Here is a 17,498-nt window from a genome sequence, read left to right on the forward strand (position 1 = left end):
CCGTCCAGTCCTTATGGTTCGAGTCCTTGGATTCGCCGTTTGCGCCCTCGACGCGCATGAACATGTCTACTGCCATGGTGATTTCTCCTGAAGTCATTGAAAGCAAAAAGCTGTCTGGTGCCGACAGCGCGATATGCATCAATGAGCTTCCCTCCGGAGTCATTGATCACGCATGTGACTCTAGAAAGAGTCCGTTACTCATGCGTGACGAAAATTTCTACTTGCATTCATTTGTCGAACATTTGTGAAATTTTTCCATCAGAAATTGGGAGTAATTTCCAACTCGATATTGCTTTCTGTTTAGTTCTCAGCAAGGCGGCGCAAAGTCACTCCTCTGCCAACGCGCCATGCACGATGCCCGCGCCGGCATTCTTCTTCTGTGCCTTGATGACGAAGGCCACAACCTGCCAAACGGTGAACACGGCGATCAGCGCCATGAGCGTGCCGCTGATGGGCCGGTTGACGAAAACATTGAAGCTCCCGCGGCTCAGCAGCATGGCCCGGCGGAAGTTCTCTTCCAGCATCGGCCCGAGGATGAATCCGAGCATGAGCGGCGCGGCGTCCAGCTCGAGCCGCATGAACATGTAGCCCATGAAGCCGAAGGCGGACGTGATGAAGACGTCTTCGAGGTTGTTGTTGACGCTGTAGGTGCCAATGCAGCAGAAGAACAGGATCGACGGAAAAAGCACGCTGTACGGAATCTTGAACACCGAGAGCCAGTAGCGCACCAGCGGCACGTTCAGCACCAGCAAGAACACGTTGCCGATCCACATGCTGGCCACCAGGCCCCAGAACAATTCGGGGTGCGCGCCGATCATGTTGGGCCCCGGCTGGATGCCCTTGATGACGAAGGCCGCGAGCATCAACGCCATCACTGCGTTTTCTGGAATGCCGATGCTCATCAGCGGAATGAAGCTCGTGCGCGCGGCCGCTTCATCGGCCGCCGCCTGGCCGGCCACACCCTCGATGCAGCCGGAGCCGATCTCATGCTTGTACTTGCTCACCTTCTTGTCGAGCGCGTAGGCCGCAAACTGCGCAATGGTCGGGCCGCCGCCGGGCAAGATACCCAGCAGCGAGCCGACCACGCTGCCGCGCAGCGCGCTGGGAATGATCCGCTTGAACTCCGCCCAGGTGGGAATGAGGTTGATCTTGCCGTTGAAGGGCGAGCGCTCCTCGCGGGAGTCGAGGTTCTTGGTGATTTCTGCAATGCCGAAGCAGCCCAGCGCGATGCTCACGATGCCGACACCGTCGGTCAAAAACGGCATGTCCAGCGTGAAGCGCGCCATGCCGCTGTTCACGTCGGTGCCAATCGTTCCCAGCAGCACGCCGATCATGCACATCGCCAGGCCGTTCAGCAGGCTGCCGGTGGTGACGAAGCTCACGCACACAAAGCCCACCAGCATCATCGCGACGTAGTCCGCGGGGCCGAACAGGAAGGCGACTTCGCCCAGCATGGGTGCGAAGAACGACAGCACCAGGATGGCCACCGTGCCGCCGATGAAGCTGGAGAAACCGGCCGTGAAGAGCGCCAGGCCGGTCTGCCCTTTCAGCGTCATCGCATACCCGTCGATGCAGGCCACGATGCTGCTCGCATGCGGGATCTTCATGGTGATGGCGCTCACGCTGTCGCCGTATTGCGCACCGTAGTAAATGCCGGCCAGCATGATGAGCGCGCCGGTCGTCGGGATGGAATAGGTCAGCGGCAGCAGCAGGCTGATGGTTGCCAGCGGACCGAGGCCCGGCAGCAGGCCGACCAGCGTTCCCACCGTGCAGCCGATGGCGCAGAACAGCAGGTTCTGCCAGGTGAGGGCGTGCGAAAAACCGAACGCCAGGTTGTTCAAGACTTCCATGGCAGTGGCCTCAAAAAAGCGGCAGGTTCAGGCCGAGGAGTTTCTGGAGCGCGAACGCCATGGCGATCAGCCCGGCGGAAATCTTGACGTTGCGCACCCACGAGTTCGAGCTACCGGCAAAGGCCGAGCAGAACACCATGAAGACAATGCCCACGGCCATGTCCAGGTACATCGAGATCAACGCGAAGCCGCAAAGGCTTGCGAGGATGAGTGCGATGTTCCTGAAATGAAGGTCCAACCGCACCGGCTCGACGAAGAACGACCGCACCACGGTCGATACGCCGATCAGCAGCAGCAGGCTGCTCACCATCACCGGAAAAAGCCCCGGCCCGGCGCGGCTCAGGTCTCCGATGGGATAGCGAAGCGCCGTGAGGCCGAAGGCCAGCGCAATTGCCATGAGGAAGAGCCCCCTGGCAAGATTTCTGTTTTTCATACGTGCCCGATGTGGTGGGTTGTCGAACGCAACGGCATGCTCTTGCGCCGGCCTGATCGCAATCTGACGAGGCCGCGAGGGGAACTACGTATCCGCCGACAACCCGCGCCGTTGACCGCAATGGCGGGCTGATGTATCAAGCGAGCCTGGAGACGTCCCGCCCTTCTCCAGCTTCTTCCATCCTTTTCATGGAGTGATTAGTGGCACAAGAAAAAGTCGATCCAGGTTTGAATAGTTCGGTACTACGCCGAAAGCTTCTTGGCGGCGTGGGCGCCGCGGTAGGCGCCTCCTTCGTCTTTCCGCGATGGACGCACGCGCAAGCTGCCTCCGGCAAACCGGCGGTGCCGCCGAGCACCATCACCCAGCCGCCGCGCGACTTCGGCCCGGGCGGGGCGCCGACCACCTACTTCACCGACCCCGACGTGCTCACCGTCGACCCGGCCTTCGATGGCCTGCGCCAGCCCAACGCCCCCATCCAGCGGCTGTGGACCGGCGCGCTGTGGTCCGAAGGGCCGGCGTGGAATTCCGTCGGCCGCTTTCTGGTGTGGAGCGACATACCGAACAACCGCCAGTTGCGCTGGAGCGAAGACGACGGGCACGTGAGCGTGTTTCGCGCGCCTTCCAACAACAGCAACGGCAATACCTTCGACTACCAAGGCAGGCAGCTGTCCTGCGAGCACCTGACGCGGCGCGTGGTGCGCTACGAGCTCGACGGCTCAGTCACCGTCCTCGCCTCGAGCTTCAACGGCAAGCGGCTCAACTCGCCCAACGACATCGTCCCTCACCCTGACGGCAGCTACTGGTTCACCGATCCGCCCTACGGCGCCCAGCTCTACGAGGGCGCGGTAGACGCACCGGGCGGGCCCGCGAACAAGGCCGGCCGGCTCAATCCGAGGCTTGGACAGCCGCCCGAAATCGGCTCTTACAAGCGCGAACTGCCGACTGCGGTGTATCGCCTGGACAAGAGCGGCACGCTCACGCAGGTGGCCGGCGAAGACCTGGTGCCGGACCCGAACGGCCTGTGCTTCTCGCCGGACTTCAAGAAGCTCTACATCGTTAGCACCGGGCAAGGACCGGGCGACACCATTCCCGGCGGCAAGGGCGACATGTATGTGTTCGATGTCGGCTCCGACAACAAGCTCAGCAACGGCAAGCTCTTCAGCAATTTCATGGTCGACGGCGTGAAATGCGCGCCCGACGGCGTGCGCGCCGATGTCGACGGCAACCTGTGGTGCTCCAGCAATGCGGGCCGCAACGTGGGCTACAGCGGCGTTACGGTATGGACGCCGCAGGGCCGGCTCATCGGGCGTATCCGGCTGCCGGAAGTCTGCGGCAACGTCTGCTTCGGCGGCCCCAAGCGGAACCGCCTGTTCATGGCGGCCAGCCAGTCGCTGTATGCCGTCTATACAGCGACACAGGGCGCGGCGCCGGGCTAGGCGCTACTTCAGGGTGGCGCCGCCTCGCGCGAGGTACTGACTCGAGAGGCGGGCAAACTGGCCGCCATCGGTGCTGATCGAAGTCTGATGGCTGCCACCCGGACTGAAGACGATCGCGAACGTGTGGGTATCGCCGTACTCCTGCGTGTTGCGCAGCATGTAGTCGACATGGTTGTTCCGGTAGTGCTGATCGGTGCCGCCCGGCGTGTCGGACGGCACGCCCATCGGTGTCTGCCACCACAGGATCGGAAGGCCATTGCCCAGGGCCGCGCGATAGGCCGAGATCTGGCTCTGGGACTCATGGAAATTCGGGGAGGTCTGGTTGGTTGCGTCCCAATAGAACGGACCGCTTCGCCCTGTGCATTCATCAGGAGGCGATGCGACTTCCCAGCAGCCCGCGTCGCGGTCGCTGGTCTGGGCGACGATGAAGTCCGCCTTGTCTGCCCCGACCGCCTTCATCTGCGCGCCGATCTCGGCAGGGGTGCCGCTCCAGAAGGCAGGCGGGAACCCCACCAGCGCCTTGGGCGCGATCTGCCTGCTCATCTGCACGAGGCATTGGCCGAGGCCTGCGACGGTGTTCGGTAACCCGGCGCATTCGGGCTGGTTGTTCACGACGGCTGCCACTTGCGTCGCATCGCGATTCGGCGCTTGTGCCGCAACGAATCCCCAGAAGTCCGGCTCCAGATTGACCAGCATGGGCGTACCGAGGGCTGCAATGCGCTGGTACATCAGCCGCGTCTGCCCCCAATATTTGTTCATGAAGGTCGCGTCGTTGATGTTGCTCAGATCGCCCTGCATCTGGTAGAGCGTGAACATGGGAATCGCGCCGTAGGCTTGGTTGGACTGCGCGGTGACTGTGACGTATGCCCCGTCGGGGCTGTTCCAGCTGGGCCAGGCGCCTGCGCCGACGCCCACGAGGTAGGTGTCGACGATATCCGGGTGAATGTCCTGGATCTTCATCTGGTCGATGCTGCTCCCACCGAGCCCGACCAGCACCCGGGCAGGCTTGCCGAGCCTGGTCACCAGTGCGACGGTTGTCGGCATGGGCGGGGTACTTCCTCCTGTATTGCCGGCCCCGCTTGTTCCACCCGTACTGCCCGTGTTCCCTGCCCCGCCTGCACTCTGGCCATCGCCGCCTTGGTTGGCGCCATTGCTGCCTTGAATCGCACCGTTGCCGGCGAACCCAGCCAGACTGCCTAAGCCGCCACCTTGACCGCCACCACCTCCTCCGCCACAGCCAAACAGAAGCACCGAAAACACCAGTGCTGAAATGCACCCTCGAAAAGACATGATCATGAAAAGCGCTTTTTTTGATTTGAAAAGAATCGACCGCGGCACATGGCGCACGATCCATGCCCGCGTTGCCCTCGAAGAAAAGCACGCGAATTACCTCCAAAGGTGACACGAAGCGTCGCTTCAGGCTCGGCGTGCGACAAAAAAGAAACCCCGCAGCGCCGGTAGAGACGGCGACCGACGTTTTTTTTGTAGAGTCGAGCCTTCGATGAAAAAAGCGCCCGCTCCTCCGTCGCCCGAGACGGTTCCAGATACGTCCATCGGCTCGAGGTCATCGAACGACGCGAGCTCACTCGCCCGAAAAACGGACGCGCAAAAAAGTCGCGTCATCTTCGGTACTACTTTGTTTGTAGTCTTTGTGTGCGTGGCGTTGCTGGTCATGAACGCATGGCTGGTCATTCGCGCGCGCACCGCAGAAAACGAGCAGATCGAGCGGGCGAACACCAACCTCGCACGCGCGGTCAGCCAGCAGATCGACAGCACCGTCGCCCTGGCCGAACACATCATCTCGGGCATCGTCTTCGAACTCGAGCGCGCGGACATCACGCCCGAGACCCTGCAGCGTCTTCAGCCCGTTCTCGTGAACCACGCCTCCGAAGTGCAAGCCATCAAGGGGCTCTTCATCTATGACGAGGAAGGCCGCTGGCTCGTCTATTCCGAGGCATCCCCGGCGGGCACCAAAAACAACTCGGACCGCGAGTACTTCATTTACCACCGGGCCAACCCGAGCGCGCGCACGCTGATCAGCGGGCCCATCGTGAGCCGCTCTTCCGGCGAGTGGGTGATTCCCGTTTCGCGACGGATCAACGACCCCGACGGCAACTTTGCGGGCGTGGTGCTGGTCACGCTCAGCGTCAAGCACCTGCTGAGCGTGCTGGACCGCTTTCAGATCGGCGACCAAGGAGCGATTGCGCTGTTCGGAGCGGACCAGCTCCTGGTTCGCCGCCCCTTCAGGGAAGCCGACATGAACAGGCGCAATACCGATTCGCCGTTCCAGAAGCGCTTCCAGGCCTCGCGCTCGGGTACCGTCGAAGGAAGATCGGCGATCGACGGCGTGACGCGGATCATCAGCTTCGAACACCTGCTGGACTATCCGCTCTTCGTGACCGTTGCCGTCGGCAAGGACGAGGCGCTGCAGGAATGGAAATCCGCGTCGATCTATCAAACGACCTGGGTGGTCCTTCTGTGCCTGATCGTCGGTGTGTCAGGCCGCTACCTGATCCGCTCGATGCGCCGGCGGCTGGTGGCGGAACTGCACTTGCGAAGCGCGCGCGACGCACTGACCGAGGCCAATGAGCGCCTGGAACATCTTGCGCAGGAAGATGGGCTCACAGGCCTGGCCAACCGCCGCTACTTCGACGCCCGCCTGCTCTTCAACTTCCAGCAGGCGCTGGAAGGCCAGACGCCGCTGGCGGTCGTCATGGTCGACGTCGACGAGTTCAAGAAGTACAACGACCTGTACGGCCATCTCGGAGGCGACGAGTGCCTGCGCCAGATCGCGCACGCACTGCGCTCAGCCGTGTGGCGCTCGGGCGACCTCGTCGCGCGCTATGGGGGCGAGGAAATGGTCCTGCTGTTGCCCGCGACCGACGCCGAAGGTGCGCTCGAAGTCGCGCAACGGGCGCGGCTGGCGGTGGCCGATCTGCGGATTCCCCATGCGGCGTCGGCGCTGGGCACGGTGTCCATCAGCCTTGGCGTGGCGGCCGGAGTGCCGCAGCCCGACAGCACGCCGTTCGAGCTTCTGAAAGCCGCAGACGAGGCGCTCTACCTCGCCAAGCAGGAGGGGCGAAACGCGGTCATGGTGCACGAATGACCCGTTCGGATCGCCGGAGTGCGCCGTCTGGCCCGGGCCGCAGCATGCCGCCGCTCACCCCTCGTCCGGCCTCGAGCGGCTGGTGCACTGCGCCAGGGCCGTTCGGCGCCGGCGGCGCCCGTTCCATCTGCGCCTTGTGCACCATGTCGGCCGACAAGCGCTCGGTCAGGTCGGGAAAGAGCCGGTGACTCGCGGTCGACACCCCTGCTTTCCACCCGACCGGGAGCTCCTCTCGCGGATTGACGGACACCCACACAATCGCCTCCACCACCTTCTCCGGTGGATCGAGCGCCACCATGTTCGGCTCTCGTCCGCTGTACCACGTCGGTCGTCACCACCAGGGCGTTGCCTCCGGCGCTGCGCACCTCGCGGGCGACTTCTTCCAGCAGTTCGGTGCGGCGCGCTGCAAGCACGACATTGGCTCCCAGCCCGCCAAGCCTCACGGCAACGCCGCGGCCGAAACCGCTCGATGCACCTGTGACCACATAGGTCTTGCCGGCAATGCGGCGCGCATCGTCAGCACCGACTGTCGGCGCCAGCGCACAGCCACCGAGTGCGAAGGTGAGTAGCGCGGTCACGAACAAGCGAATCGCGGCGGATGAGTTCATGGGTGCTCCTTGACCGCCCTGAGCCCAGTGGCAACACAGACAGCACACTCGAAGGCACTGCGGCTGCATCCGTCCATGAGGCGGCCGGGACAAGGGTTGAACCGACCGACTGGCAAGCGGCAGGCCCAGCGCCACGGCCCACGAGCGTGGGACTCCAGGGCGCGACGGCTTTGCTCGCGCTGGCATTTTTGCTGTATTTCTTGCCTCACCTGCTCATTGCACCGCCGGATTCACAGGCGCAGTGGCGCGCGCGTGGATTTGTTTCTTCATCGCCGATTCACGGGATGCGGATACCCCTGCAGCCACAGGCATGTCGATTGCCAGAACACCCTTTGCGCGAGACCCAAGGAGACCACCATGGCCGACGCTTCCCAGAAAACCGGCGTTGTCGACGACAAGCAGGCCGCGCGGGACAAGCTCCGCGCGGCCAGGCTGTTTGAGCAAGTGCCTTGCCAGGACACTGCAATGAGCCACGTCAGGCGGATCGCCATCTATGTCGACGAACCGCACCCTGGGCATTTCTTCTGGGTGCTGACGGAGCAATGCGACGACGCAAGCCATTGGAGAGAACTGGAGTCCGCCGAGCTCTCCTACGAAATCTGGCTCGATGCGCTGCGTGCCGGCGTGAGAGCGCTCGAAGGCTACGCGCTGGACGAGCGCATGGGCCCTCGCGCCCCTGGCCCTGCAAGGACCTCGGCCTGGCCGGATACGCGTCCCGCCTGAGTCAGGTTTGCGCGCCCCGCCCCGCCGGGACGGCGCTGCGTTTGACCTTGACCCAATCGCTCGACCGGACGCCCGCCTGGTAGACGCTGCCCGCGCGCTTGGCGACCAGGCCTTCCAGCTTCATCGGGATCACGACGTCGGCAAAGAGCTGGGCAGCGCCCGTTTCGAAGTGGTCAACGTACATGATGTACGGCCGCGGCCTCTTCTTGAAGATCCCGGCGAGCACGGCCTTGCGCTCGAGCAGCGGCTGCTGCGTGATGTCGACGCCGCGGTGCACCAGCAAGTCGAAGACGCAGTAGACGACGTTAGGGCCACCCGGATACCGGCCTCGGGCCCCACGATCTTGCAGTTGGCTGAAGTCGCTGCGGCCCGCCTGGTCGAACACGCAGACCTCGCCGTCCACCACGCACTGCCCGCTTTTCAGCGTGCCCAGGCTTTGCGTGATTTCCGGGAACCACGTGGTGGCATCGGTTCCATTGCGCGTGCGCAGCTGCACGGCACCGCCAAACTCGGCCAGCACCCGATAGCCGTTCAGCTTCAGTTCGTAGATCCACCCCGGCTCATCGAGGACGATCGGACGTTCGTCGAGCAGCATTGGCGGGTAGCGGTCGAGCTTGGCCATGGCGGGACGCTGTACCTCGCGGCATCGGCTGGCTGTCAGCCAATGTCGCAATCTGAAGCCGATGCCGTCCATGATCGCCAGGGGTACGATCCGGTGTCATCCGCAGGCCGCCCATGCTCCTCCACGTCGACGAAGAAATCACTTTCCGCAAGCTCGAGATCCTGCTGGCCTTCATGGAAGCCGGCAATCTGGCCCGCGCGGCGGAAAAGCTCGACATCAGCGCCGTGAGCGTGCACCGCGCGCTGCATTCACTGGAAACCGGCTTGCGCTGCGCCCTGTTCCGGCACGAAGGCCGCAACCTGCACCCGACCGAAGCCGCCCATGCGCTGGCCGAGGTAGCGCGCGATGTGCTTCGCACCATGTCCGAGGGCGTTCGTGCCACGCGGGAAGTTGCCGGCTACTCGGCCGACCGGATTCGCATCGGTTCGCTCTATTCCCTGACCAGCCGCACAGTGCCGCAGCTGATCATGGGCATGAAGCTGCGCAAGCCCGACCTGCACACCGAACTCGTGCTTGGCTCCAACGCGCACCTGCTGCAAAAGCTGCGGGACGGCGCAATCGACGCCGCACTCATGGCCATTCCGGAAGACGTTTCCGACGTCGAGTCGGAACCGCTGTTCGAAGACGATATCCAGTTTGCCGCCCCGGTCGGCTCCCCCTACTCCGCGCTGGCTGAAATCGACCTGAGCAGCTGCGCCGGCGAGCGCTTCGTGAGCCTGAGCGAAGGCTTCGTCACCTACCGGGGTTTTGTCGAAACCTTCCGCATCGCCGGCTTCACGCCCAACGTGGTGATGAAGACCGACGACATCTTCTCGCTGATGAACCTGGTGAGCGGCGGCGTCGGCTACACGCTGCTGCCGGGGCGCGTGCGCGGCGTGATGCCGCAGAAGGTGCAGCTGATTCCGCTGCAACCCCGGTACCTGATGCGCCAGACCATTGCGCTCAACTTTCTGCGCACGCGCGAGCGCGACCCGAACCTGCTCGCGCTGCTGTCGGTGTGCCGCCTGGCAAGAGCCGAACTCGGCTGAGCGCCAGGCATCCGACCGATCAGGGTTAACCCTCGATCGTTTCACAAGGCGTAAAGGTCGGCAACGCCGCTTCATTGATCGTCCCGGAGGGGGTGCGTACCGTACGGACCCAGACGCGTGGTGCCATGTGCGTCGTACCTAAAACACCGGAGACGCATCGATGAGTTCACATTGGATTTCGATTTACGCGCTGTTCGGCATGTTCGTGCTGGCCACCGTGCTGCCCATCAACATGGGCGTGATCGCCTTCGTCGGCGCGTTCCTGGTCGGCACGCTGGTGGCCGGCATGAACACGAAGGCGATCATGGGCGGCTTTCCGGCCGACCTGTTTCTCACGCTCGTCGGCATCACGTACCTGTTCGCGCTGGCGCAGAACAACGGCACCATCGATTGGCTGGTCAGGCTGGCGGTGCGCGCCGTGCGCGGGCGCATTGCCGCCATTCCCTGGATCATGTTTCTCATTGCCGCGCTGCTCACGGCGGTGGGCGCGGTCAGCCCGGCGGCGGTGGCCATCATTGCGCCTATCGCGCTTGGCTTTGCCGCCAAGTACGGCATCAACCCGCTGCTCATGGGGTTGATGGTGGTGCACGGCGCTCAAGGGGGCGGCTTTTCGCCGATCAGCATCTACGGCGGCATCACCAACAAGATCGTCGCCAAGGCCGGCCTGCCGCTGAACGAGGTTGCCACCATGCTGGCAAGCCTCGGGGTCAACCTGTCGGTGTCGCTGCTGCTGTTCTTCCTGATGGGCGGCATGAAGCTGCTGCGGCAGCGCGCGAATGCCGACGGCAGTGCGCCGGTTGTGCCGCGCGCGACGCATGGACAGAGCGGCGCGCAGGTGTATGGCGACGCCGAGGGCGAGTCGTTTCCCGAAGAGCGGCGCATCGCGGCGCGGGCGGAAAACTCGCTGATGGAGTCATCGCGCGCCGAAGCCGCGCACCCCGGCTCGCATGCCTACCGCATCGCCACCGTGGCCGGGCTGCTGGCGCTGGCCGTGCTGACGCTGTTCTTCAAGCAGGACATCGGCTTCGTCTCGATCAGCATCGGCCTCGTGCTGACGCTCATGGCGCCCAACCTGCAGAAGCGCGCCCTTGGCCAGGTGTCGTGGCCGGAGATCATGCTGATCGTGGGGGTCAGCACCTACGTAGGCGTGATGGACAAGATGGGCACCATCGACTTCGTCGGCCACAGCGTGGCCGGGCTCACCTCTCCCATGGTCGCCGCGCTGCTGCTGTGCTTCGTGGGCGCCGTGGTCTCGGCCTTCGCTTCGTCGACCGCCGTGCTCGGCTCGCTGATTCCGCTGGCGGTGCCGTTCCTGCAGGGCGACAGCGGCGTCAGTGCCATCGGCTTTATCGCGGCAATGGCCGTGTCCTCGACCATCGTCGACGTCAGTCCGTTCTCCACCAACGGGGCGCTGGTGCTTGCCAACGCCAAGGGCGTGGACCGGGACGTGTTCTTCCGGCAGCTGATGGTGTACGGCGCCATCGTGACGCTGGTGGCGCCGGTGGTGGTGTGGCTGCTCTTCGTGGTGCTGTGAGGGCGCCACTGTTTTCGATCGAACTTCAACTCCTCTTCCTATGATCTCCAGATCCTGGACCTCCAAGGCCGACGACCGCAGCATGCGGTTGGCACGCGCGGCCGATGCACTCGGAAACCGGCTCGCCGGCAAGCGCGTCGACACCGAAGCCATCGCCACCCTGCTCGAGTCGGTGCTCTCGCCAGGCGACCGCGTCTGCCTCGAGGGCAACAACCAGAAGCAAGCCGACTTTCTCGCGCGCGCCCTGGTCCAGGTCGATCCGGCCAAGGTGCATGGCCTGCACATGGTGCAGTCGGTGCTGGCGCTGCCGGAGCATCTGGACGTTTTCGAGAACGGCGTGGCCGCCCGGCTGGACTTCAGCTTTTCAGGGCCTCAGGGTGCGCGGCTGGCCAAGCTCGTGTCCGCCGGGCGCATCGAGATCGGCGCCATCCACACCTACCTGGAACTGTTCGCGCGCTACTTCGTCGACCTGACGCCCAAGGTGGCGCTGGTCGCCGCCCAGGCGGCCGACGCGGAAGGCAACCTCTACACCGGCCCCAACACCGAAGACACGCCAGCCATCGTCGAGGCCACTGCGTTCTCGGGCGGCATCGTCATTGCGCAGGTCAATGAAATGGTCGACGGCAAGACGACCACCCTGCCGCGCATCGACATTCCGGCCGACTGGGTGAGCTTCGTCGTGAAGGCACCGCGGCCGAATTTCATCGAGCCGCTGTTCACACGCGACCCGGCGCAGATCAGCGAGGTCCAGATCCTGATGGCGATGATGGCGATCAAGGGCATCTACGCCGAGTACGGCGTGCAGCGCCTGAACCACGGCATCGGTTTCGACACCGCGGCCATCGAACTGCTGCTGCCGACCTATGCCGAATCGCTCGGCCTGAAGGGCAAGATCGGCAAGCACTGGGCGCTGAACCCGCATCCGGCGCTGATTCCGGCCATCGAGGCGGGCTGGGTCGAATCGGTGCATTCCTTCGGCTCCGAGCTGGGCATGGAAGACTACATTCGCGCGCGCTCCGATGTGTTCTTCACCGGCCCCGACGGCAGCCTGCGCAGCAACCGCGCGTTCTGCCAGGCGGCCGGCCACTACGCCTGCGACATGTTCATCGGCTCGACCTTGCAGGTCGACCTGGATGGCAACAGCTCCACCGCCACACTGGGCCGTATCGCGGGCTTTGGCGGTGCGCCCAACATGGGCGCCGACGCACGCGGCCGCCGGCACTCGAGCCCGGCCTGGCTCAAGGCGGGGCGCGAAGCGCGCGCCGGCCGCACAGGCGCAGCCGGCACGCCGCGCGGGCAGAAGCTGGTGGTGCAAATGGTGGAGACCTTCCGCGAGCACATGCAGCCGGCCTTCGTCGACCGGCTCGATGCCTGGACGCTGCAGGAGCAGGCCGGCATGGACCTGCCGCCGATCATGATCTACGGCGACGACGTCTCGCACATCCTCACCGAAGAGGGCATTGCCAACCTGCTGCTGTGCCGCAGCGATGAGGAGCGCGAGCAGGCGATTCGCGGCGTGGCCGGCTACACCGCGGTGGGGCTGGCACGCGACAAGCGCGCAGTCGAGAACCTGCGCGACCGCGGCGTGATCCGCCGGCCGCAGGACCTGGGCATCGACCCCCGCCAGGCCACGCGCAACCTGCTGGCGGCACGCAACATGCGCGACCTGGTGCGCGCCTCCGGCGGGCTGTACCAGCCGCCCAAGCGCTTCAGAAACTGGTAGCAGGAGATCCAACGATGAGCGACGTTCCCGCAGGGCTCGAAACCCTGGACTTTTCTTTTTCCGGCGGCCGACAGGCCGGTGCCTTTGCGCCGGTGCTGGTCGGCGTCGTCGGCTCCGGCAATCTCGAGGTCATGCTCGAGCCCGACGCCGGCAACGGCTGCGCCGTACGTGTCGAAACGTCGGCACGTGGCTTCGGCCCCATCTGGCAGGCCGTGATGAACGACTTCCATGCCCGCCATCCGCTGGCCGGCGTGCGCGTCTCGATCAACGACATGGGTGCCACGCCCGCAGTGGTGAGCCTGCGGCTCGACCAGGCGGTGGCCGAGATTGCAGGAGGCCGGCCATGATCAGCTATGCCGAATGCTCGGCGCGCGAGCGGCTGGCGCTGCTGCTCGATGCCGGCAGCTTTCATGAATGGCTGCCTCCGAGCGAGCGGGTCACCAGCCCGCACCTGGCGCAGCTTGGCGTGCCCTGTGCGTTCGACGACGGCGCGGCGGTCGGCCGCGCAATGCTCGATAGCCGCAGCGTGTTCGTCGCCGCGCAGGAAGGCGCGTTCATGGGCGGTGGCGTGGGCGAGGTGCACGGCGCCAAGCTGGTCGGCCTGCTTCAGCGTGCGCTGCGCGACCGGCCGGCGGCCGTGCTGCTGCTGGCCGAATCGGGCGGCGTGCGCTTGCACGAGGCCAACGCCGGGCTCATCGCGGTGTCGGAAGTGATGCGCGCCTTGCTCGACGTGCGCGCCACCGGCATCCCGGTGATTGTGCTGATCGGCGGCGCCAACGGTTGCTTCGGCGGCATGGGTATCGTGGCGCGCTGCGCCGACCACATCGTGATGAGCGACGTCGGCCGGCTCGCGATGTCGGGCCCCGAGGTGATCGAGGCTTCGCACGGCGTGGATGAATTCGATTCGCGCGACCGCGCGCTGGTCTGGCGCACCACGGGCGGCAAGCACCGCTGGCTCACTGGCGACTGCGATGCGCTGGTGGAAGACGACGTTGCCGCTTTTCGCGCGGCAGCCATCGCGGCAATCGATGGCTCGAAGCCGCTGACTCTTGCGGCGCTGGAACAGGAGCACCTGCTGCTCACGGAGCGCCTGCACGCCCTGCCCTCCACCGGCACCACGGACAGCGACGAAGCGACGCTGCTCTGGACCGCGCTCGGCATTCCCGATGCGCAGCGGGTACCCGAACTCTCGGTAGATGCCGTCCGCGCGCTGCGCACCGTTTGAGAAAAAACAGAGAGAGGCACTCCATGCAGTGGAATTCACTCGTCACCCAACTCTTCGGCCCGTACCACGGCATGCGCGAGGACGGCGATTTTCTGCAGGGCGAAGTCATCTTCGACGGCGAGCCTGTGGCGGTGATCGGCACAACGAACCATGCCCCGATCGGGGTGCGGCTCGCGCTGGCGCAAGCCCGCGTGGTGCTGGACACCGTCACGCAGCACCCCGGCCGGCCGATCCTGCTCTTGATCGACACCCAGGGCCAGCAACTGCGCCGGCGCGACGAACTGCTCGGCATCAACCGCGCGATGGCGCACCTGGGCGCGAGCATCGACCTGGCGCGGCGGCGCGGCCACCGAGTGATCGGCCTGGTCTACGACCAGGCGCTGTCCGGCGGTTTCATCACCTCGGGCTTGATCGCCGACGCCTGCTACGCGCTGCCTGACGCCGAGATCCGCGTGATGCGCATTCCCGCCATGGCCCGCGTGACCAAGCTGCCGGAAGAAAAGCTCACGGCCCTGTCGCAGTCCAACCCGGTGTTCGCACCCGGTGTGCAGAACTACGTGGCGATGGGCGGTGTGCGTGCGCTTTGGCAGGGCGACTTGCAGGCCTGCCTGCGCGAGGCGCTGGCGCACACGCCGACGGAAGACCAACGTGCGCGGGACGGCGCCGAACGCGGCGGACGCCGCATGGCCGCCGCGGTCGTGCAGCGCGTGCTTGACGCCGCTTGACCATCGCCTGAATGCGCACAACCGCCATGGCTCCACTGCGTCGCCATCAACTCGCCCGGCTTTCCACCAGCGGCTGGGCCGCCGTGCTGGGCCGCCCGTGGGACGAGCAGGCGCGCGAATGCCTCGCGCATTGGGCCTCGCATCAACTGCCGCTGGTCGTGACGCGGCAGCCAGCCGATTCCGCTGCCAGCGAACGGATCGCGCTCGGCTTGCCGGCACCCGCGCGCTGGGCAAAGCGCCGGCTTGCACTGCAGGTGCCGCACACCGCGGTGCTTGGCATCGACGAGTTCCCGCGGCTCGCCGGCCTGCACGATCTGCTGCCACCGCCGGCACAAGGTGCAATCCGCGAATTGCTTGGCAGGCTCGACGGATGCCACGCCACGGCGCGCGTGTTCGGCAGCTACGGCTGGCAGGCGATCAGCGGCCTCGATCACGTGCACGCGGCCTCCGATCTCGATCTGTCGGTCACCGTCGAGGGCGCGGCGCATGCGGATGCGGTGGTTCAGGCGCTTGCGTCGTTCGATTCGCCACGGCTGCGGCTGGACGGCGAGCTTTTGTTCAACGACGGCTCGGCGGTGGCGTGGCGTGAATGGAGCGAGTGGCGCGCCGGCCGCGCGCGGGCCGTGTTGGTCAAGCGGCTCGATGGCGTGTGCCTGCAACGCGATGCCACCTGGTGCGAGCGCGCCGCGATGACGGAACTGGCTGCATGAAAAACTCCGCCCTCTTGCTGCAGGCGCAGGCGCCGCTCACGCCGCCGATGATCGGCCGCGCCGCCACGCTCGCGCTCTACGACGAACTCTCGCTGTCGCCCAAGCCCGGGCTGGTCACGCTGATCGACCGAGGCAGCCACGACGACATGGACGCGCACACCTTCATGCGCAGCCTGTTCTCGCTGCGCCGCTACTTCCTGCAGATTGCCGAGGCCGGCGCGGAAGGCGCGGATTTTCCGGTGCTCGAACGACACGGCATTGCGGCCGAGGCGCGAATGCTGGCCGCCACCGGCGGGGTCAACACGCACCGCGGCGCCATTTTCATGCTCGGCCTGCTGTGCGCCGCGGCGGGTGCCGCGCTGCGAGAGCAAGGCGGCGCATTGCACCCGGCCGGCTTGCGTGATGCACTGCACCGCCACTGGGGCGAGGCACTGGCCAGTCGCAGCCAGAGGCCATCCGCATTGCCCGGCGGCATCGCCGCGCGGCGCCACGGCCTCCGCAGCGCATCCGAAGAGGCGGCGCTGGGCTTTCCGGTGCTGTTCGAAACAGCCCTGCCGGCACTGCAGGGCGCATTGGCCCGTGGCCTCACGGCTCGCCAGGCCCGTCTCGATGCCTTGTTCCACATCATCGCGGTGCTGGACGACAGCAACCTGGCGCACCGCGGCGGCCTTGCGGGCCTGCGCGGCGCCCAACGCGCGGCGCGAGGCTTCCTGGACCGGGGAGGCATCGCGCGGCCCCAAGGGTTGCAGGAGGCGCAAGCCATTGCCGACGATTTCGTGCGGCAGCGCCTGTCGCCCGGCGGCGCGGCAGACACGCTCGCCGCCGCCTGCTGGCTCCAGCGCGTGTGTTCGGCGCCATGAGCTACGGACTGCTCTTTTCCGGCCAGGGCACCCAGCACCCTGCCATGCTCCCCTGGCTGGCGGACGACGCCATCGTGCGCGGCATGTGCGTGCGGCTTGGCATCGACGACTGGCGCCGTGCGCTCGCCGATCCGGAATGGGCCGGGCGGAACAGCAACGCGCAATTGCTCCTGACGAGCCTTGCGTTGGCAGCCTGGGGGCAGCTCGCGCCCTGGGTGCCGCCGCCGGCCGCGGTGGCCGGCTACAGCGTCGGCGAGCTGGCCGCCTTCAGCGCAGCCGGCGTCATCGATCCCGGCGCTGCGGCAGCGCTTGCGACGCAGCGGGCCGAGGCAATGGACCGTTGCGCCGCGCATGGGCCCGGTGGCTTGCTGGCTGTCAGCGGCCTGCCGGAGCAGCGCCTCGAGCAGTTGCGTATCGAAGCGGGACTCGAGCTCGCCATTCGCAACGGCATTGCCAGCGTGGTTCTCGGCGGCCCGGTTGCCGCGCTGGACAAGGCCGAGCAGATGGCCATGGCAGCCGGTGCGCATTGCACGCGGCTGCGGGTCAACGTCGCGTCCCACACATCCTGGATGCGCGAGGCGGCAAAGAGCTTTTTCCAGACCCTCGCGCAAGTTCCTTTTCGCGCGCCTCGCGTCGTGCTGTTCAGCAACACGGGGGAGCGCATGCGCGATGCGAACACTGCGCGCACAGCATTGGCGGCCCAGATCGCGCAGACGGTTCGCTGGGACGAATGCATAGAAAACATCATGGCGCGCCAGGTGCGCTGCGTGCTGGAGGTGGGGCCGGGCCAGGCGCTGGCGCGCATGTGGAACCAGCGCTATCCCACCGTTCCGGCACGCGCCTGCGACGACTTCCGCAGCGCCGCGGCCATTGCAGCCTGGCTGAACAGCCATGCGGACTGATGAACCAGTCCGC

The 17,498-nt window shown here is 65.8% G+C and carries 17 protein-coding genes and 2 pseudogenes; 12 read left to right on the forward strand and 7 right to left on the reverse strand.

The genetic code is table 11. The features are described 5' to 3' along the window. The 3 genes and pseudogenes from V9K97_RS25245 to V9K97_RS25255 form a co-directional block, all read right to left on the reverse strand. Positions 1 to 76: pseudogene (locus V9K97_RS25245) on the reverse strand (type VI secretion system tube protein Hcp); the annotation flags it as partial. Positions 77 to 326: 250 nt separating this feature from the next. Beyond that, positions 327 to 1,850: a tripartite tricarboxylate transporter permease gene (locus V9K97_RS25250; RefSeq protein ID WP_337321436.1), complete on the reverse strand. Its 1,524-nt coding sequence runs from the start codon at positions 1,848 to 1,850 to the stop codon at positions 327 to 329. Between the two features lie 10 nt (positions 1,851 to 1,860). Continuing rightward, positions 1,861 to 2,283: a tripartite tricarboxylate transporter TctB family protein gene (locus tag V9K97_RS25255; protein ID WP_337321438.1), complete on the reverse strand. Its 423-nt coding sequence runs from the start codon at positions 2,281 to 2,283 to the stop codon at positions 1,861 to 1,863. Between the two features lie 266 nt (positions 2,284 to 2,549). On the opposite strand from V9K97_RS25255, the gene V9K97_RS25260 reads away from it, so the two are divergent. Beyond that, on the forward strand, positions 2,550 to 3,719 hold the full coding sequence (locus V9K97_RS25260; RefSeq protein ID WP_443304189.1) for an SMP-30/gluconolactonase/LRE family protein: 1,170 nt from the start codon (positions 2,550 to 2,552) through the stop codon (positions 3,717 to 3,719). Between the two features lie 3 nt (positions 3,720 to 3,722). Here the strand turns inward: V9K97_RS25260 and V9K97_RS25265 are convergent, their stop codons facing one another. Further along, the gene (locus tag V9K97_RS25265) at positions 3,723 to 4,763 is read right to left on the reverse strand and encodes a hypothetical protein (protein WP_337321440.1); all 1,041 of its coding nucleotides are present in this window, start codon (positions 4,761 to 4,763) and stop codon (positions 3,723 to 3,725) included. 628 nt (positions 4,764 to 5,391) lie between these two features. Between V9K97_RS25265 and V9K97_RS25270 the strand changes: the two genes are divergently transcribed. Further along, the gene (locus tag V9K97_RS25270; protein WP_337321442.1) at positions 5,392 to 6,825 is read left to right on the forward strand and encodes a diguanylate cyclase; all 1,434 of its coding nucleotides are present in this window, start codon (positions 5,392 to 5,394) and stop codon (positions 6,823 to 6,825) included. On the opposite strand, the gene V9K97_RS25275 is transcribed toward V9K97_RS25270, so the two are convergent. Further along, the gene (locus V9K97_RS25275) at positions 6,809 to 7,123 is read right to left on the reverse strand and encodes a hypothetical protein (RefSeq protein ID WP_337321509.1); all 315 of its coding nucleotides are present in this window, start codon (positions 7,121 to 7,123) and stop codon (positions 6,809 to 6,811) included. The genes V9K97_RS25270 and V9K97_RS25275 overlap by 17 nt on opposite strands. A 61-nt stretch (positions 7,124 to 7,184) precedes the next feature. Next, positions 7,185 to 7,619, reverse strand: a pseudogene (locus tag V9K97_RS25280) (SDR family NAD(P)-dependent oxidoreductase); the annotation flags it as partial. Positions 7,620 to 7,790: 171 nt separating this feature from the next. On the opposite strand from V9K97_RS25280, the gene V9K97_RS25285 reads away from it, so the two are divergent. Next, positions 7,791 to 8,156: a hypothetical protein gene (locus tag V9K97_RS25285; RefSeq protein WP_337321443.1), complete on the forward strand. Its 366-nt coding sequence runs from the start codon at positions 7,791 to 7,793 to the stop codon at positions 8,154 to 8,156. Position 8,157: 1 nt separating this feature from the next. On the opposite strand, the gene V9K97_RS25290 is transcribed toward V9K97_RS25285, so the two are convergent. Next, entirely contained in the window at positions 8,158 to 8,778 is a 621-nt protein-coding gene (locus tag V9K97_RS25290) for an ATP-dependent DNA ligase (RefSeq protein ID WP_337321445.1), read from the reverse strand. A 113-nt stretch (positions 8,779 to 8,891) separates the two neighbouring features. Between V9K97_RS25290 and V9K97_RS25295 the strand changes: the two genes are divergently transcribed. The 9 genes from V9K97_RS25295 to V9K97_RS25335 all read left to right on the forward strand — a co-directional run bounded on the left by V9K97_RS25295 (position 8,892) and on the right by V9K97_RS25335 (position 17,485). Further along, a complete protein-coding gene (locus V9K97_RS25295; RefSeq protein WP_337313157.1) occupies positions 8,892 to 9,806 on the forward strand; it encodes a LysR family transcriptional regulator in 915 nt (304 codons plus the stop codon). A gap of 160 nt (positions 9,807 to 9,966) precedes the next feature. Further along, positions 9,967 to 11,340 (forward strand): SLC13 family permease, encoded by a 1,374-nt coding sequence (locus V9K97_RS25300; RefSeq protein WP_337321447.1) that lies wholly within the window; start codon positions 9,967 to 9,969, stop codon positions 11,338 to 11,340. 40 nt (positions 11,341 to 11,380) lie between these two features. Continuing rightward, on the forward strand, positions 11,381 to 13,063 hold the full coding sequence (gene mdcA / locus V9K97_RS25305) for a malonate decarboxylase subunit alpha (protein ID WP_337321449.1): 1,683 nt from the start codon (positions 11,381 to 11,383) through the stop codon (positions 13,061 to 13,063). A gap of 14 nt (positions 13,064 to 13,077) precedes the next feature. Beyond that, complete coding sequence (gene mdcC, locus V9K97_RS25310) at positions 13,078 to 13,410, forward strand: malonate decarboxylase acyl carrier protein (RefSeq protein ID WP_126749912.1); 333 nt, start codon at positions 13,078 to 13,080, stop codon at positions 13,408 to 13,410. Next, entirely contained in the window at positions 13,407 to 14,288 is an 882-nt protein-coding gene (locus V9K97_RS25315; RefSeq protein ID WP_337321451.1) for a biotin-independent malonate decarboxylase subunit beta, read from the forward strand. Before mdcC ends, V9K97_RS25315 begins: the two co-directional genes overlap by 4 nt. A gap of 23 nt (positions 14,289 to 14,311) precedes the next feature. Then, complete coding sequence (mdcE, locus tag V9K97_RS25320; protein WP_258506308.1) at positions 14,312 to 15,013, forward strand: biotin-independent malonate decarboxylase subunit gamma; 702 nt, start codon at positions 14,312 to 14,314, stop codon at positions 15,011 to 15,013. A gap of 26 nt (positions 15,014 to 15,039) precedes the next feature. Continuing rightward, positions 15,040 to 15,723 (forward strand): malonate decarboxylase holo-[acyl-carrier-protein] synthase, encoded by a 684-nt coding sequence (gene mdcG, locus V9K97_RS25325; RefSeq protein ID WP_337321453.1) that lies wholly within the window; start codon positions 15,040 to 15,042, stop codon positions 15,721 to 15,723. Next, the gene (mdcB, locus tag V9K97_RS25330) at positions 15,720 to 16,583 is read left to right on the forward strand and encodes a triphosphoribosyl-dephospho-CoA synthase MdcB (RefSeq protein ID WP_337321455.1); all 864 of its coding nucleotides are present in this window, start codon (positions 15,720 to 15,722) and stop codon (positions 16,581 to 16,583) included. The genes mdcG and mdcB overlap by 4 nt, the downstream gene beginning before the upstream one ends. Continuing rightward, positions 16,580 to 17,485 carry an acyltransferase domain-containing protein gene (locus V9K97_RS25335; protein WP_337321457.1) on the forward strand — a complete coding sequence of 302 codons (906 nt, stop codon included), beginning with the start codon at positions 16,580 to 16,582 and terminating at the stop codon, positions 17,483 to 17,485. Before mdcB ends, V9K97_RS25335 begins: the two co-directional genes overlap by 4 nt. Positions 17,486 to 17,498 lie beyond the last annotated feature (13 nt).

The sequence above is a fragment of the Variovorax sp. CCNWLW186 genome (assembly GCF_037203865.1).
Taxonomy (GTDB): domain Bacteria; phylum Pseudomonadota; class Gammaproteobacteria; order Burkholderiales; family Burkholderiaceae_C; genus Variovorax.

Excerpts from the sequence above, each read along its gene's own strand:
- V9K97_RS25250 (WP_337321436.1), bottom strand. The coding sequence starts at position 1,850 with ATGGAAGTCTTGAACAACCTGGCGTTCGGTTTTTCGCACGCCCTCACC.
- V9K97_RS25255 (WP_337321438.1), bottom strand. The coding sequence starts at position 2,283 with ATGAAAAACAGAAATCTTGCCAGGGGGCTCTTCCTCATGGCAATTGCG.
- V9K97_RS25265 (WP_337321440.1), bottom strand. The coding sequence starts at position 4,763 with ATGCCGACAACCGTCGCACTGGTGACCAGGCTCGGCAAGCCTGCCCGG.
- V9K97_RS25270 (WP_337321442.1), top strand. The coding sequence starts at position 5,392 with ATGAACGCATGGCTGGTCATTCGCGCGCGCACCGCAGAAAACGAGCAG.
- V9K97_RS25275 (WP_337321509.1), bottom strand. The coding sequence starts at position 7,123 with ATGGTGGCGCTCGATCCACCGGAGAAGGTGGTGGAGGCGATTGTGTGG.
- V9K97_RS25285 (WP_337321443.1), top strand. The coding sequence starts at position 7,791 with ATGGCCGACGCTTCCCAGAAAACCGGCGTTGTCGACGACAAGCAGGCC.
- V9K97_RS25290 (WP_337321445.1), bottom strand. The coding sequence starts at position 8,778 with ATGGCCAAGCTCGACCGCTACCCGCCAATGCTGCTCGACGAACGTCCG.
- V9K97_RS25295 (WP_337313157.1), top strand. The coding sequence starts at position 8,892 with ATGCTCCTCCACGTCGACGAAGAAATCACTTTCCGCAAGCTCGAGATC.
- V9K97_RS25300 (WP_337321447.1), top strand. The coding sequence starts at position 9,967 with ATGAGTTCACATTGGATTTCGATTTACGCGCTGTTCGGCATGTTCGTG.
- mdcA (WP_337321449.1), top strand. The coding sequence starts at position 11,381 with ATGATCTCCAGATCCTGGACCTCCAAGGCCGACGACCGCAGCATGCGG.
- mdcC (WP_126749912.1), top strand. The coding sequence starts at position 13,078 with ATGAGCGACGTTCCCGCAGGGCTCGAAACCCTGGACTTTTCTTTTTCC.
- V9K97_RS25315 (WP_337321451.1), top strand. The coding sequence starts at position 13,407 with ATGATCAGCTATGCCGAATGCTCGGCGCGCGAGCGGCTGGCGCTGCTG.
- mdcE (WP_258506308.1), top strand. The coding sequence starts at position 14,312 with ATGCAGTGGAATTCACTCGTCACCCAACTCTTCGGCCCGTACCACGGC.
- mdcG (WP_337321453.1), top strand. The coding sequence starts at position 15,040 with ATGGCTCCACTGCGTCGCCATCAACTCGCCCGGCTTTCCACCAGCGGC.
- mdcB (WP_337321455.1), top strand. The coding sequence starts at position 15,720 with ATGAAAAACTCCGCCCTCTTGCTGCAGGCGCAGGCGCCGCTCACGCCG.
- V9K97_RS25335 (WP_337321457.1), top strand. The coding sequence starts at position 16,580 with ATGAGCTACGGACTGCTCTTTTCCGGCCAGGGCACCCAGCACCCTGCC.